Here is a 17195-nt window from a genome sequence, read left to right on the forward strand (position 1 = left end):
CATGCCTCGCACTTCCTTTACACGTTCATTTATCCATTACTTAAAAATTTCGTGACAGCATGGGTGAACTCCTGTTTTCGTCGGACAGACTCCTAGCGTCCGGTCGCGACGAATCTGACAATCTTGCGCACAATTTTTGTGCGCTAGCGTCCAGTCGCGACGGATCTGACAACCTTGCGCACAATTTTTGTGCGCTAGTATTCCTTCTCTCCATACTACCAAATTTACCAAAAAAATTAGAAAGGGGGTTCCTCATGCTCTACCTCGAAACTTATACTTTCTATTATGCCAAAAAGAAACAGAGTGAATGAGTCCACTCTGTTTTCCTTACAATACATAAAATAACCCTAATATGGTTCCATTTGTGCTTGTATATACTTTATAGATCCATACACCGCTCCCTAGCACTGTCCGAGAGTAACCATATAAATCCTTCCAGGCGTGAAATCCCTCCGAGCACCCATTCTTCTTATAGTAAATTTTCAACCTTAATCTCACTAATTGCATGGATAATGAAATCCGCTTTAGACAAATCCTGTTGGCCAGAGTTCACATTGACGTAGCCAAAGCAAGTCATTCCCGCAGCTTTGGCCGCAGCAACACCATGTTTAGCATCTTCAACAACTACACAATCCTTTGGATCAACGCCTAGTAGGGAGGCTGCTTCCAAATATACATCAGGAGCCGGTTTACCTTGATTGACTTCCTCGCCACTCACCACACAATCAAAATAACTGGCAAGATCGAACTTTTTCAACACTTCCTCAATAAAAACCTTAGGTGAAGAAGATGCGATTCCAATTGGAATTTGATTGTTTTTTAGAGATGTAAGCAGCTCTCTAATTCCCTCAATAGGTTCAATTTGAATTCCTTGTAAAAGCGTTATTTTAGAGGTGAGTTGATGCTCAATGATCTCGACAACCGTCTGCTGTAGCTGATAGTCTTCTTTAATGACCTTCCACATCTCAGGATTCGTCATCCCCACAAATTTCTCCAACTCTTCCTTCGTGATCGTCTTCCCGAAATGTTTCATCGTTTGTACGTCTACATCAAAATGGATCGGCTCGCTATCAATGATAACGCCGTCCATATCGAAAATGAATGCTTTTAGCATGGCTTGAATCTCCTTTGTGTTTGGATTCCCCTATTTACATAGTAATTGAACCTTTCGATATAATCGAGTGTCTTAAATTAGTCATGCATAAATAAGAGGCTGCTCCTCTGCCATTTACATGGTTTTGGAGGCAACCTCTTTGAAATATTACCAAATAGAATCCGTCGATTCATTCGTCCAATCTTACTCTACATAGCGGTGTCTTAAATAGGGATCAATCTTCCTATATACTCAGTTGAGGTTGCGGGATGAATGAATCCAGCTTAACGACTACTCTCTTCCCAAACTCTCCCGATATGCCTTCGGACTAAAACCCGTCATTTTTTTGAAAATGCGGCTGAAATGCTCGGGGTTGAGGTATCCGATTTGTTCCGAAATACCGGAAATTTTGATCCCCTTTTCGAGCAGTTGCTTAGCCTCTTCGATACGCAGCTTCGTCAAATAGTGGATGAAATTGCAGCCGACCTCTTTGACGAACTGCTTGCTCAAGTAGCTTTCACTAACGCCCACCATCTCACTGATGAGCGACTGATTAATTTCCTCACGATAATGCAAATCGAGGAATTTCTTTGCACTAGCTATAGAGGGACTATAGCGACCTGCGTTCATGAGACTATTCCCATGAATAGCTGAATGAGCACGCTGCAATAGCTGTCTGACATACTGCTGCGTTTCCTCCAGCGTCTCCATCTGTTTGATTTCATCAAATGGATTATGAGAAGTTGGCTGTACCTCCTCCAGGCGTATGCCTTTGGCATAAAGAACAGCACCGAGCTCCCACAACATATCGACGAATACAGCTCGCACCCTGTCAGGCAGCTCCTGCCTCGCATCATACATTCGCTTCTCCAAATGCTCATACTCGCGTACCCACTGACTTCCGTCAGGCTGCTTCAGAGCTTGAAGCAGGGTAAGTCTTCCAGTTCTCAAGTCATCCCACAACTCGTGATCCCCTTTGTCTGTCCCATCCGATACATAGGTCGCCGATTCCCTATAGAACAGCTTCCCCAAACCAGCAAAATAACTTTTCGCTGCCAGCTGCTTCGCCTGTTGGTATAGGCGAGGCCACTGCCTACAGCCATTTGCTAAATCACTGATGCCAACCGATATGGATGCGTTCACATATTGCAGCAGGCGAGTTTGAATCATTGTGAGTAGGCTATGAATTTGGGACCGAATCGCCGATTCGCTGCGACCGTGCGGGAACGCGCACAATAAGACGTATTCGCCTGTCTCACGTCGAACAATTTCATGCAGAATGGACATTTCATGCAGCACAGTTTGGATCGTTTGGTGGATGAACCCATGCAGCTTCGTCGTATCGATACCTCTTGCGATTTGAATGACGATCGCCACCTCGTTCGATTCATTTAACAAGCCGCTAGCTGATAACATCCATTGTTCGATCGACTCTGCGTCTTCCTTCGGATCGAAGTCAAGAAGCTTCTGTAATAATGCATCCTTATCCGATTGTCGGACTAGTTGTTTATCCTCATGTCCAATTGACTCTATTTTCGATACGCCGCCTAAACGCACTAACTCCTCTACGGCTTTAGTGATAACAGGTACGATATGCTCCTCATCCATATCCACCTTGACGATGTAGTCCAGCGCACCGAGCAGGAACGCTTCCCTTACATAGCTGTAATCGCTATAGGCGCTCAAAATAATCGGAACCGGACGCTTCAGCATAGCTGGATCATTCAATGCCTTTAACAACTCAATGCCGTTCATTCGCGGCATTTGGATATCAACTAGCAGTAAGTCGATGTCACCACGGGCCTTAAGAAGGGCGAGACCTTCGACACCGTCACCCGCTTCGCACACGATTTCAATATGGAGAGCTTGCCAATCGATCAAATGATGCAAGGCCAAACGAACTAACGGTTCATCATCAACGATCATCATCTTGTACATGGTAGTTACCCCTCATATAGAAATTCGTCTGTCTAGTTGTAAAAAAGTATATACTACAGAACATTACTGAGCAATTGTGGTTTACGAAAAGCATTGAAACGCTCCTCGTATTATGATTTGTGTCTTAGACCTAACATAGTATAGTACAATTGGAAACGTATTCATATGATTTATTTTGAATAAAAGATGATATTTTTGGTTAAATACATATAGAAAACCCTCTCGTCAAGCAGCTTTTTGGCATGCTTAACGTGAGGATTTATATCAATTCTTACATCTGAAATACCACCGTTGGATTTAAGGTTATATTGTTTATAGACTCCTTATACGTTCCTGAATATGTCATAGCAAAAGTATAAGAACCCGGCAATAACTCTTTGCTGATCTCTCCGCTGCTTGTATTACCGAAAGTCCTCCAGCTTCCCGCATAATATGTCACCGCACCACCATCCAACGGATTACCTTGACTATTCTTCAGTCACCTTTAAGCATGTTGCTCGACTTCGTTCAAGCTGTCCAAGAGTGTTTTTACTTGAGGGTTAAGGTTCAATGCATTCAGTACGATCGTAAGCGCCTCCGCACGTGTAGAGTTACCCTGTGGATCGAATAAGGCATTATCCTTGCCGCTGATGATACCCGCTTCTGCTGCATCCTTGATGTGATTTGCTGCATAAGAGTTTGCGTTTGCTATATCCGCAAAATTGCCTTTGGAAGCATCTTTGTCCACGTTACTAAAGTCCACAATACGGGATAGAATAATGACCATTTCTTCACGGCTGATCGTTTTGTCCGGCTTGAACGTCCCGTCTCCATATCCGGCAATCACTCCTGCGCTAGCGAGTTTCTCAATAGCTTCTTTACTCCAGTGGTTCTCAATATCGCTCAGAATAACCGACTGATTGGCACCGCCGTTGATATCGAATACGCGAGAAATGATCGCTGCAAATTCGGCGCGTGTAATGTTGCCGTCAGGATGGAACGTTCCATCCTCATACCCATCAATAACGTGCAATTTCACGAACGTACCGATGGTCTTTTTGCCCCAATGTCCATTAATGTCAGCCAATTCAACCTTTTCATCAGCTTTTTTTGCTTCCGCTACCATGGAAGAGATCGAATTAACAAGTTTAAACTCATTGACAATATCTCTATTAAATGCATTATTCTTGTTGTTGTTATTATTGTTGTTGTTATTATTGTTGTTGTTGTCATTGTTATTATTGTTATTGTTATTGTTGTTGTTGTTGTTGTTGTTGTTATTGTTCGATGATCTCTGAGAATTTGCACTTACCTGTGTACTCCATTCGCTGACTCCTACCGAATTCTTTGCCCTCACCATATAGGTATGGGTTGAGTCTGCTGCAAGACCTGTGTGCGCAAACGGACTTGATCTGTCTGTTTGAACAACTCCATCTACCATCAGGTCATAACCCGCTGCGTTTTTTGAATGCTGCCAAGTTACGTTAATCTGTGAGGTACTTGTTGCTGTAACTGTCAAACCTGCAGGCACAGAAGGAATTTCGACCTCATTACCGTATGACGCTTGTATTATAGCCACTACCTTGCTATTGACTGGAAAAAATTCAGTCACTAATTTCGAATCCACCTGTTTCATCAGTTTTACACTGTCCAGTACAATTTCGGCCGATCCCTGACTTTCCGCATGAAATGGCAGCGTAGCCAGCGTTACATCACCGTTCTGGCCAGGAATGTTACCTTGTTGCGTATATGCAATTTGAATTTTATTCCCATCCACATTAGGGCCCACTGTAAAACCGCTACTTTGAAAGTCATTTTTAAGAAACTCTAAACGGCTTGTATCAAACGATAAATTGACTTCAAATGCGTACATATCGGTTACTTGTTTTCCTTCTACCTTCACTTCAAAGTTATCACCCGCCGATATGCTTGGTTTCGTGATGGAAAGTAAAAAGCTCGGGCTAGTGTTTATGTTTGCATGTATAAAGGGCTTCGGAAGCACGAACACGGTCAAAAGCAACGTCAGACTGAATGCGAGAAGTTTTTTTAAAATCAAAGTAATCCGCCCTTTCTAAAAATTCGTTAGTGTAATTGGCCATATCGGCGACAGAAGGGGGGAAATAAGCTTCCCCTTTTCATTGCCGATCAATCCTCAATTTCGCTAATGCGATCAGTTCAACTTTTCAACAATCGTCGGTGTATTAATTCAACATCGCTAAAGCTACGATTGCAAGGTCTTCAAGACCAACCTTACCGTCTTTATTTACATCTGCTAACACATTCCAACCCGGCTGATCTTGTTGTTTGCCATAAGCAGCTGCAACAATAGCCAAGTCTCCAATCGAGACACCGCCTCCATTGATATCTGCGTTAATTTTCTTAGTTTCAAACACTTGTATCGCTGCTTCCAATGCGGCTTTCGCACTATCCACCTGCTGCTGATTGACATTCGGATTGTTTGCTATCACATTGGCCGTGTCGATCGCCGACTGTAATTGCGCTTTGGCACCAATTGCATACAGGCCGTTTCCATTGCCCTCCTCTACTGCATTGTACTTCGCCTGAGCGCTTGCGATCGTTGCATTCAAGAGCGACTTATCTACAGGTATACTAGTTACCGCTATTTGTATCTCGCGGGAGGAACCGCCAACCTGAAGTTCATTCCCCTGTCCATTGGCAATCATTACATGGTCTACAGAAATTGTCGTATTGGTTGCCTGGGTTACAGATTTGGCCGTAAATTGAATTGCGAGCAAATCGCCTTGATACACGTTCGTGCCAACGCTGGCAGCCACAATTCGAACAGTTCCTGGCACCGAGTCATTTTTATTAATGACTTGAAATCCTTCTTTCACTGACGTTACTGAATTGAACTGCAAGCTTGCCGGATCATAATGCAGTGTCAATTCTTGAGCATACACTTGCTGGTACACACTTTGCGTAACGTTAGTCAATCCCAACGTCAGATTGAAAGTTTGGCCAGAATTTACTTTCTCCGCTCCAGTTAGAACAGTTTGCGGCACTACCGTTGTTTCCACAACTACACCGATCTCCGCAGCCGATGCATATCCACTGACGCCCGCTGTTGCTTCGAGCTTGACATAGGATGCATTGGTCGTAGTAAATGTTGCATATTTCTCCGCAATGTTGTTTACCCAATTTCCACTTGCAACCTTAGTAAAGGATACCCCATCCGTACTTACATACACGTTATAGCCTGTAATAATTCCATTCCAGCCTCCTGATTGCCTTGGCAAATACGTAAGTTTATTGATATTGTAGGTTCCTCCAAGATTTAAGGTAATCGATTGGGGGAGAACGTCGGAATTATCCCATTTTGTATGCCAGATCGTCCCTGGGTCTCCGTCAATCGCCATAGAGGCTGGGTTGTATGATCGAACCGTTTCCTGGCCTGTCGCCGTTGCCGTCATTTGGGATGAAGGGATCTTATTAGCAGTTACCCTAATGCTTGTTGTCAAAGGAATGTTGTTTGGGTTTACAACCATATTGGGCAGAATTACTGTACCATTTACCATGAAGGTTTGCGCCTTTAAGGCGTTCGGATCGTAATCTGCGTTGCTTAAATCCCATGTCACATTTGCATCGATACTCCCCAAATCGGTTTCCAACGCTACTTTTCCGGGCAATCCCAGAGCAGCCGCTGTTTTGACCGATTTCATAGCAACATCTGTTATCGGTGCAGGTGCTGTAATTCCTGAAAGGTTCATAGGTTGGTCACTGCTGACTACTGTAAAGTTGTCAACAACTTGCGTTCCGGCAAGCAACACATAATAATCATCAGCATTTCCTGTTATAAATGTAAAAGCATTTTGGCCAGGCTTGATGGTGTTATTCATAATAACTTCGCTAGTGTTCTTATCAGAAAGCACCTTGACAGTTCCACCAGCACTGGATAAAAACCTTAGAAAGTATGCTTTATTTGGTAAAAGACGCAGCGTATACGGCAAAGTTCTAACGTCGTTGCCCTTTGTTTTCAAGGAAAATTCACCGTCTAGCGTATCCGTTGTGTAGGGCTTGTTGGTTTGCGACAAATGAATACGTTCGGTATATGCAGTCGGGAAGAAAATACCATACCCCTCTGGAACGTTTTCAAAGTCCTCGTATGCAACATAGTTGCTTCGATCAGGTTTGTTGGTTTTGGTGACCCGGACGTCTGTGAATTTAGCTAGACTAGTCGCTGTTCCCCCCGTTCCTTTAAGTGTTAATATTGCGGTGGTCTGATCTTGTGGAACAGTAAATTCCACACTCATTTTCATAAACTTGCTGCCGGTTTTGTCAGAATTGCTGATATTCATCGTTATCGGCGAACTGCTCATGTAGTTGCTTACTTCTTTATCATCCGTCGTTTTGACAGAAATAGTTGCAATTTTGCCTTCCGTTACTTCTGCCCAGACGGAAGCAACATATTTTTGTCCGCCTACAAGACCAGTCATCGTCTGCGTAACCGCTCCATTTTCAGCGCCCTTAACTTCCAAATAGGTCTTTTCAAAAGACGTATCCTTAATGCTGATATTTTCCTGTTTATCAGAAACTACCGTCCAGTTATTAAAGCTGTGGCTGATAAAAGAAGCATCTTTCACCGGACTGCCCGTGCTCCACTCTTGGACTTGGACGGGTGCTGCTGTGTTGTTACCTCTATACACGACATAAGGCGTATTCTGTTCTGTACTAATTGTGATTTTTCCATTTTGCACAGGCACAATGACCTCATTTTGCTTACCTGTTTGAGTCAAGCGATAAAGCTTCACACTAGTCTGACCAGCCCAGCTGTTCGGCAGATCCCATGTAGTCGTTTTGGTTGTAGTTGGATTCCAGTGATAAATTTTATCCTCATTTTCCGGACTCCATGGAATAAACACAAGCTTATCAGACGCAATTAATTTACCATTCTTATAAATATTGCTTTTTCCATTTTCTAATTTTGAAGTTACGCCGTTAGCAAAGGTTGCTTCGGTTGACGTCATTTTTAAAAGCTCATTGTGCATTAAATAACGATAAGAAAGCTGTTCCGCAAACAACTGTTGAATGGCATTTGTAATGGTTTTGCCGCCCTGCCATCCCATAAATCCGTCGTCAGCACCACGGGTGTAGCCTCCGCGCAGCAAAGCGTTGTAGCCGTAGACGTCTTTATCTTGATGATGGACAAAACGGTGGATTGTACTGTTAATACCGGGATAATGTACCCAAGTGGCATATTTGTCTAATTGAGTTTTATTTTCCGTCCACACATTCCATTTATTTTGTTTGAAATTTGCTGCAATTCTAAAAGCGTTATAACGGTCGTCAAAATACGTATCTAAATAGACAAATTTCATATCCGGAACGAGATTTTTCAAGTTGTTGAAACGTTTATCCATCTCGCCTGTAGTAATATAGTTTTCGCGCTTTATATCATAACCGTAATCAAGCCAGCCTTCCCAGCCATTCGGCGACACAAGATCTTCACGGAAGGTTTTAGCCTCCGGGAACTGGTTTGAATTGTTGACATGAGCGCCTACATCAGCACCGATTTTTAGCGCTTCTTTGCTGAGCGTCTCAAAATCTACTGCTCCGCCTGCACGCCTATTTACATCGTCGTATTCCGGATGCCCACTGTCATGGCCTTCGTTAGCATCCCCCTTGATCTCGAGCATCTGCTCAAAACCGTCCGAGTACAGATAAAGCTTTTTCAAGTTATCCAATATACGCAGGAAGGGGCTCTGGGCACCAGAAGCAAAGTTCATAGCAATGTGCGCAAAACTATTTGCAAGTTTTTCTGAGCCTGGCAGAAGACCGCGTACTTTATTTAATGCCAAAGCGCCGTCCTGCCAATCTACTACCCCATCTGCATTGGCGTCATCTGTAATAACAACCGTGGTCTCTGGTTTGACTGTCGTTTTGTTGTCATAACCCCAAGGACGCCAAACAAACTCTGTACTCCACGCACCCGTATAATAATCGGTTCCTACTGGAAAGCTCTGATAGGCAAATTCGTGTAAATTGTAGAGAACATTGTTATTGATCGCCGCTGAAAGTTCGGAAGTACTGAAAATGGGAATATTGGCGTATTGATAGGTACTACCTGGAATAGGCGTACTCAAATTGTAAGCCATATCTTTAATGTTATCCTGGCCTCCATCATCTCCTGCGGTAGGTCTAGATGGAACTGCAGCATTCAATGTTGCTCCCGGTTGACTACTCTTTACAGAAACCATACTGTTTTCAGGGAATCCAAGGCTGTTGATTGTAGTTTGGGATTCATCAATGTTTGAAATTTCCATTTTCAAAGCATTTCCATCGAGTATATAGATCGTATCAAACGCTGTTATACCTGGCACCACTACTCGGTAAGTTACACTAGTGTTTGTTTTACTCATTACAGTTGCGCTTGCATTATAGTTGGTGCTGTTTACCATCGCATAATAATTTGGTGTAAGCTGACCGTACATTTTCTTTCCGTTGTAATTATATTCGATTACGCGAGGGAAAGCGCCATCCAAAGCTACACTCATTTTATTTGACACGAGAGTTATATTCTCAATGTTCGACACGGTCGGCTTTAATGAATCCACATTGTGATAAACAATGTTATCGATCTTTACGTCGGCATTGTCTTCTGTAATAAAACCGATTCGACCTGCATTCGTATTCAATTGAGTAGCTTCAAAGTTCTTCACTTCTTGTCCGTCAATCCAAAGTGTGATAACTTTGCCTACATAACGAACCTTGATTTTATATTGGCGTGAGGGAAGCAGTTGGGTCGTATCAACAACAGTACGTTGATTAAGTCCGGTACTATTTTTTATGTTCCAATAAACAAGAGCCCAAGGGTCGCTTCGCGTGTTAACACACTCAAGCGCAGACCAGTTGTTTGCTTGGTCACTCCTAAATACTAGACCTAACCCGCCTTTGCCATTCATAGGTTCTAGAGTAAACTCTACTTCTCCATTATCAATAAGGGGCGCATTACTATCTATGACTTGTGACTTTCCTGTTATACGTAAGCTATTGTTTTCTGCAGTAACAGTACCGCTACCTGAAATCTTATTAATACCAGTAATACCACTAGTAAACTCGTTTTTATACTCAAAAGGTATAGATGTAGCTGTGTCTGTTGCTGCATGCACTGAATTAGAACCAAAAGGTCCAACTATTTGAGACAAAACAAGTGCACATGTTAAAAATGCCGAACTTCTTTTCAGACTAATGCCGTGTACTTTCATAAGATCCCCCTCTTAAAATTATACAAGAAATTACTAATTCTTTGACTCTTGCGCATTTAAAAGTATTTGCACCAACAATTAATGCGACCACCATTATAAAGGCGACAGCATTAAGCGGTCCGAGCTTCGACTTGATCACCCCGCCATGGACAATTGCTTTCTGGCCGATTCGGCCCAGTTTCAGCACGCCGGTTAGCCGTTTATGATCCGACATGACCGCCGCAAAGCCTTTCATACCGAGCTTCCCCAGCACCGAACTGTACCTTGCCTCCGCTTTGCGGTGGCACACATCCCTTTTACTCAGCTTGAATACCGTAAAATTTTGTCGCTATTCCGCCCAATATCGCAACTTTTTCCGCTATGCCAATCCGCTGCCGTATTCAATCCAGATACCTTTGCATACACGTTCGGATACTGAGCCATAGCAGCGAATTATTCCGCCCACGCTCCCATTTGCTTTTCCTTGATGGGTGGTATGGCGAAATGGTCAATCACTATTCTCAGATCCGGTACTTTTTCAGCCAAGTATGGGATATGCTTCAGATGATTCGGAAATACCCCTACCACATCGAAGGTCAAATCGTAGGAAGAGAGAAGCTTGACAAGAGGGCTCATTTTAATTCTTACATCTGATATATTTGGGACAACAAATATTGAGCATCCCGCAGCAAGTAGTTTGCGGCTTGGCTTGATATATGCTTGCCGCTCTGTGCCTTCACTTCACTAGCAAAATCAGCCAAATTGTTCGCAGCCAATTTATGCTGCAAGCTATTAGCGATTCCCGCATTATCGATCCACCCATTATTAGCAAAGTGTGTTACTAATGCCTGCAAGGCGTCGACGCTCGTCGTGGTCTGAAATAAAACAGTTTGGCTGCTTGTGTTCCCCGCCAGATCATTTGCTGTTACGATCAAAGCATGAGAACCTAAAGGCAATGTATAGAGAGGAATCGAATTCCCTTGCTGCAGCTCGTACGTATCTAACGTCATTGTAGTTTTACTGGCGTCAACCCCTGACAGGCCATCGTTCAGTGTAATGACCGGTACAATACTCTCGGCATCGCTAAACGTGCCATACACCAATCCGGTGACGGTGATTGTCGGGGCAATCGTGTCCAGATTGAAGCTGATCGTTTTTGGCTGTTCTATGTTGCCGGCATTGTCCGTCGAACGATAGCTCACGGTGTACTTGCCTTCCTGGCTCAACGTCACAGGCGTACTATAACTTTGCCACGTAACACCGCCATCCAGACTGTACTCTGATTTGGCAACGCCGGACATAGTATCGGCAGCGCTCAGGTTTAGCGTTACAGGATGAACATACCATCCGTCCAATCCATCCGGTTGTGGCGGGGTTATCGCTGTTTGTGTCTCCGGAACTGTCGTGTCGACGCTGATGGTAATCGTATGCGCTTGTTCTACGTTTCCTGCTTTATCGACGCTCCAATAAACAAGCTTATGGACTCCTTCTGCGGAAAATACTACAGAATTACCGGTTTGTTGGGCACCATCGTCAATTGTGTAATAGGTGTTAGCCATACCGGATTCGCTATCTCTTGCGCTTAAGTTTACTGTGATGTCTTGATTGACCCAGCTGTTTTGCGCATTATCCGTTGTCGTTGGCGCTGTGTGATCTGGCGAGCCGATTTTAAAACCAAGATTCTGTGGTTGTTCAACAAGTCCCGCTTGATCGGTCGAGCGATACATCAACATGTACTGGCCTTCCTCTATGAAAGTAACGGGCGCTGTATACTGCGCCCATGTACTCCCGTTATCCAGACTGTACTCCGTCTTCTTCACACCTGACAAATTATCATTGACACTTGCGGTAACTGTGACAGGAGTGATGTATTCTCCATTGGGTCCATCCGGTTGTGCCGGTGACTTGGTCACTGTTGAGACTGGTGCCGTCTTGTCGATTTTAACAGTTGCCGTCTTTTGGGCTTCTGTGTTGCCCACGCCGTCTACGCTCCAATATTTAATTGTATGAACGCCCTCTGTTGTCAGCACGACAGAGGTTCCGGTTTGCTGAGCTCCAACGTCGATGATGTAATTTGTCGTCAAAACGCCGGATACGCTACCCGTTGCGTTCAGGTTTACCGTGGTGTCTTGATTGACCCAGTTTGCCGGTGCATTGTCCGTAGTCGTTAGTTCTGCAATGGAAGATGAATAAACGATATTGTCGAAATTCGTACTTGAACCAAACCAATCTCGAACACCTATTTTACCTGCAGATGTGGGCAACTGGGTCAACGAGCCGCCATAAATCTGATTTCCGTCTATCCATACTGTAATATTGGAGCCGATAAACTGGACTTTCAACTTGTAGGTGGTTCCGCTTATTAACGCAGGACCTGTGTCCGTTAACGTTCCGTACTGCCCAAGCCCATTGTCCCAAACCCAATTGTTAGTCGAATTATACCCGATACCAGCCCATGAAGAAGCGGATGCATATCTGAATATGAGCTCGACTCTTCCATTCGCATTTTGCGGCGTAACTTGGGCCTCGTAAACACCGTCAGCCTGCGCAGGGGAATTGCTATCCACCGCGACTGTATTGTTTGGCGCATTGAGGTTCAACACACCCGACTGTACAGTCAATGCACCTGTGCCAATAACATCGTTCCAACCTCCAATGCCGTTGCTGAAATCCTGTGTATAGGCCGCAGATACACTGATATTACTTCGATACACGTTAATCTCTGCAGCTGATGCCCAGCCGCCAGTACCGCTCGTTGCCTCCAATTTCACATAAGCTGCATTTACTGGTGTAAAGGTAGCGCTTTTGAGAGCAGCGCTGTTTGCCCAGCTTCCGCTCGTTACTTTCGTGTAATTCACACCGTCTGTACTCGTATACACGTTATAATTCGTTATGTTTCCATTCACATTACCGTCTTGCCTTGGTAAATAATTGACTTGACTAACTTTATAGCTGCCGCCTAAATTTAACGTAATCGACTGTGGCAATGGATTGGATAAATCCCACTTCGTATGCCACAAGGTAGCGTTGCTATCGTCAATAGCATTTGACGCTCCATCGCTGGTCTGATAGCTAGTTGCAGTTGCTGTCATTTGCGAATGTGGAATGATAACCGGCAAGTCAAAGTAAACATTTAATTCTGCTGCCGATGCCCATCCGCCGCTCCCTGCCGTTGCCTCAAGCTTCACATAGGAAGCGTTCGTAGGCGCAATCGCAATGTTTTTCTCTGCCGCATCATTAGCCCAGATTCCGGTTGCAACTTTCGTAAAATTAACACCATCGTTGCTTACATAAGCGTTAAAAGATGTAATTTTGCCGTTGCTGTTTCCATCCTGCCTTGGCAAATACTTCAGATTCGTCACATTGTAAGTACCGCCAAGATTCAAAGTGATCGATTGCGGAAGCGGATTGCTCAAGTCCCATTTGGTATGCCAGATGGACGCCGAATTATCATCTATTGCATTGGATGCTTCATTACCGACTTGAAAGCTAGTTGTCGTAGCAGTCATTTGCGAATGTGGAATCAAATTACTAGGGGGAAGCACGCCACCAACATTCACTGTAAAATCATCCATGACAAAGTCCGTGGCATTGCTATTCACTTTTTTAATTCCCACCCAAGTGTTTCCAGTGGAGCTTGCAGCAATAACTTTTGTAAACGTCTGCGGAGAAGTAACGGTACTGAAGTTAGTGCTGGATACCTCTGTGGCTCCATCGCCTACAATGAACGCATAATCCCCGGATTGTTGATTCTCATACTTGAACGCGATCGTATAGTTCGTGCCTAGCGCGAATCGAAGCGTTTGCGGCAATGTCCTGTATAAAAGACCCGTATTCTCCTTATGCGAGACTAGCGACCAGTTTCCATTAAGCGTGTGATCAATAGCATTACCGTTCCATCCTTTTTGCGTGTATGGCGCATGTAATTCGGAAAGATGTGTTCTCGGATCGGTATTACCGCCCGCATCCGCCTTCACAAATGGATACCAACCTGCGTCTACATGCTCAAAGTCTTCCGCAAAATAAGCTCCTGTCGGATTTGCAGCCCGCTGTACTTTCATGATATGGACATCATCAAATGTAATAGGTGCCGTGCCTGTTTCACCTTTCAAATAAAGTGTTGCCGTAGATTGCCCTGCCGGAACGTCAAACAGCACACGCATCCTTTGCATTTTGGTATTACTCTTGGCATCTCCTGCAATTAAATTGCTGGCAAAAGAGCTATCCGTATAGTTGGTCACTTCTGTACCGCCATAATCTTTGACCCCGATGACGGCACGGCGTGTACCGTCCACTTGCACGTAGACGTAGGCTGAATAAGTTCCCTGTGAAAGTCCTGTAAGCTGTTGACTTACAGTTACTTCAGCGCCGCTTGCTATCTTAAGTTCATTTTGTCCAAGCCCATTTCTCTGAACGGATGCTTTTGTGGTATCTCCAGCTAAAGTCCATGATGCCAGTCCGCCGCTATTGAAACCAGGATCTTTTAGCGGCGTCCCTTCTCCCCAATTCACATCCGGAGTTGCTGAAGCTGCTCCTTTGTAAATAACATAGGGGGTATTAGCAGAAGCATTGATTGATATTTGATTGTTCGTAACCGGCAAATCTTGAATCAACTGCTTACCTTGATCCGACAGCTTGTAAAGCTTCACTGTACTGAGTCCTGACCAGCTTAAAGGCAGTGTCCAAGTCGTACTTCCTCCAGTTGAATTCCAGTGATACAGTTTATCTTCCGTATTCGGATTCCATGGAAGCAGATAGGCTCCGCCATTTAAGATGATAATGCCGTCCTTTGTCATAACTCTTGTGCCGCTTGCATTTGTAACGCTAACATTATTTGCAAAGTTGATCGTGTTGCTCGACCATTTTTGGATCGGGAAATGCTGCATATACTTCGTAGGAAGATTCGTATTAAAAGTCATCTTGATCATATCGTCAAAGTTAACCTTGCCTTGCCAACCTTCGTAGGATGCCAATTCGGTGCCGCCTAACAGTGGATTACGGGCGATCCATGTATCCTTCTGATGATTGCGGATAAAACGTGCGATTTGGCTGTTAAATCCTTTAATATTTTGCCCGCCATAGTTATAATCGACTGCCCAGTGGTACCATAGCGCATCTTTCTCCATGTAACTGGGGAACTCCGTAGCAGTGCCCCATCCCAAGGTGTTCATTTCTCGAGCGAGCCTCAGGCCGTTCCAGCCATTTTCGAACCAGGCATCCGCATAAATAAAGTCCAGATTGGGCACGTTATTCTTTAATTCCTGTAAGCGATTTAACCTCGCTCCAGTCGAAGCTTCATTGCGCATTTGAGTTGTATTGAAATCGTAAGATTGGTCTAACCAATCCCAACCCGGTTTCTTAGGATCTACAAGTGTGTCGCTGAAATATTTCGCCTCCGGGAGAGCTCCAGTCCCACTAATATGCACACCAAAAAAACCACCATAATTGTGTCCCACATTGACAAGTGTGTTCATATCTGCCGCTCCGCCTTGGCGGAAACCTATATTATTGCCGTAGTCCGGGTGCGCGGAGTCATGCCCTTCCTGCTGATACCCTTTCAGCAAAATAAACTGATTCAACCCATCGGTTTCCAGATAGATTCGCTTCGTTTCATCCAACGTCTTTAAGAACGGGTTCGTTGCTTGGCTGCCGAAATTAAACGGAATCCGTTGAACAACGAGATCGGGAATCTTCTCGCTGTCAAACGGCGTATTCATAATACTGCGGAATGCTACCGCTGCATCTTGCCAATCTACAGTACTATCGCCATTGGCATCGCCAGTAATGACAACCTTTTCGCTTGGCAGTGCTTCGGTTACGCTCATAGCGGCAGGTCTGTATAGCCATGACCCGCTCCAAATTCCGGTACGCGTGTAGCCGCTTTTACTTACAGTCTGTTTATGAAGCCTTTCATTATCGCCATCTGTCGTATAATCTGAAATCGCATTCGTCCAGATGCCCCCAGCAAGCTGGCTCGTATTGAGAAAGGTGTACAAATAATTTTGCGGCGAGCTATCGATGGCAGGATTACCGGTCACATCCTTGAACGTATCACCTGTACCGGTAACCGCCGTGTACATCCGTGAGCCAGAAAATGCCGCACCGCTTTGTGTGCTTCTTACGGAAAGCAGATTATGATTCGGGATTTCAAATGTATTGACTTTGGTCGTACTATTCTCCGTAATTCCTGTAACATTGTAATTTAGTGTATTCCCTGTTACTTCCATATCGATCGTCATCGTAACGCTGATCGACGGAAAAGATAATGTATAGGACGCCTTAGAAGACGTTTTATTCAATGTAACGTCTGGCGTATAGCTCGTTCCATTGATCATTACCTGAGTTAACGTATCCTCTTGGCCGTACATGACGGCGTTATTGGCTAGCCACTGATATTGAATGACTCTTGGGAACGTATCGTCGATCGTTACTCTCATTGCGGAAGACTCAATGGTTTGCGATGCTGCATACGCTTCAGTAGATGTGAATTTTGCCAAAGTTCCATTAATACTTCCAACCACCTGAACAAACAAAGAGAAAACAAGAATACTTGAAATTTTTAATAGTTTACTTTTCCTAGCCAGTTTCATCAGCCCCTTAAATGAAATTTTCAATCATGCCACTTATACTGTCCTTAACATGAAACCATTCTAGAAACACTTGCTACTCATTTCGATCTCTAACTCTTCCTTTCTATAGAGTAATTCGCGAATTTAAAAAAATCGCATTTGAAGCGCTTACAATAAATTGTAGTAGGATTTCTACTATAAAAGAATGATATATTTTGTAACTTACCCTTCATTTTTTTAACAAGTCCCCAGATTTAAGTAGACATGAATTGCCCCAACCAGTTACTTTCGGCGAACAGCCTGGGAATGAGGGATGTGACGGTAATCAAAAGCATAAAAGGTCGTATACGTTCCGTATTGAATACGTCTGCCAATAATCTTCCTCCAACAAAATAGCTACCGCCGCTGCTTCAC

At 44.1% G+C, this 17195-nt stretch carries 7 protein-coding genes; all 7 read right to left on the minus strand.

Translation table 11 applies throughout. The features are described from left to right. Positions 1 to 469: 469 nt before the first annotated feature. Complete coding sequence (locus tag ASG93_RS32470) at positions 470 to 1114, minus strand: HAD family hydrolase (protein WP_056839118.1); 645 nt, start codon at positions 1112 to 1114, stop codon at positions 470 to 472. 270 nt (positions 1115 to 1384) lie between these two features. Then, complete coding sequence (locus ASG93_RS32475) at positions 1385 to 3031, minus strand: helix-turn-helix domain-containing protein (RefSeq protein WP_056839120.1); 1647 nt, start codon at positions 3029 to 3031, stop codon at positions 1385 to 1387. A gap of 484 nt (positions 3032 to 3515) precedes the next feature. Beyond that, positions 3516 to 5066: an S-layer homology domain-containing protein gene (locus ASG93_RS32480; RefSeq protein WP_056839122.1), complete on the minus strand. Its 1551-nt coding sequence runs from the start codon at positions 5064 to 5066 to the stop codon at positions 3516 to 3518. Between the two features lie 145 nt (positions 5067 to 5211). After that, positions 5212 to 10233 (minus strand): endo-alpha-N-acetylgalactosaminidase family protein, encoded by a 5022-nt coding sequence (locus ASG93_RS32485; RefSeq protein WP_056839124.1) that lies wholly within the window; start codon positions 10231 to 10233, stop codon positions 5212 to 5214. Continuing rightward, complete coding sequence (locus ASG93_RS32490) at positions 10214 to 10468, minus strand: hypothetical protein (RefSeq protein ID WP_056839126.1); 255 nt, start codon at positions 10466 to 10468, stop codon at positions 10214 to 10216. Before ASG93_RS32490 ends, ASG93_RS32485 begins: the two co-directional genes overlap by 20 nt. 197 nt (positions 10469 to 10665) lie before the next feature. Continuing rightward, entirely contained in the window at positions 10666 to 10848 is a 183-nt protein-coding gene (locus ASG93_RS35615; RefSeq protein WP_156411119.1) for an amidohydrolase family protein, read from the minus strand. An 8-nt stretch (positions 10849 to 10856) separates the two neighbouring features. Then, positions 10857 to 16826 (minus strand): endo-alpha-N-acetylgalactosaminidase family protein, encoded by a 5970-nt coding sequence (locus ASG93_RS32495; protein WP_056839128.1) that lies wholly within the window; start codon positions 16824 to 16826, stop codon positions 10857 to 10859. Positions 16827 to 17195: the final 369 nt, after the last annotated feature.

The sequence above is a fragment of the Paenibacillus sp. Soil787 genome (assembly GCF_001429545.1).
Lineage (GTDB): Bacteria > Bacillota > Bacilli > Paenibacillales > NBRC-103111 > Paenibacillus_E.

Excerpts from the sequence above, each read along its gene's own strand:
- ASG93_RS32470 (WP_056839118.1), bottom strand. The coding sequence starts at position 1,114 with ATGCTAAAAGCATTCATTTTCGATATGGACGGCGTTATCATTGATAGC.
- ASG93_RS32475 (WP_056839120.1), bottom strand. The coding sequence starts at position 3,031 with ATGTACAAGATGATGATCGTTGATGATGAACCGTTAGTTCGTTTGGCC.
- ASG93_RS32485 (WP_056839124.1), bottom strand. The coding sequence starts at position 10,233 with ATGAAAGTACACGGCATTAGTCTGAAAAGAAGTTCGGCATTTTTAACA.
- ASG93_RS32490 (WP_056839126.1), bottom strand. The coding sequence starts at position 10,468 with ATGAAAGGCTTTGCGGCGGTCATGTCGGATCATAAACGGCTAACCGGC.
- ASG93_RS35615 (WP_156411119.1), bottom strand. The coding sequence starts at position 10,848 with ATGAGCCCTCTTGTCAAGCTTCTCTCTTCCTACGATTTGACCTTCGAT.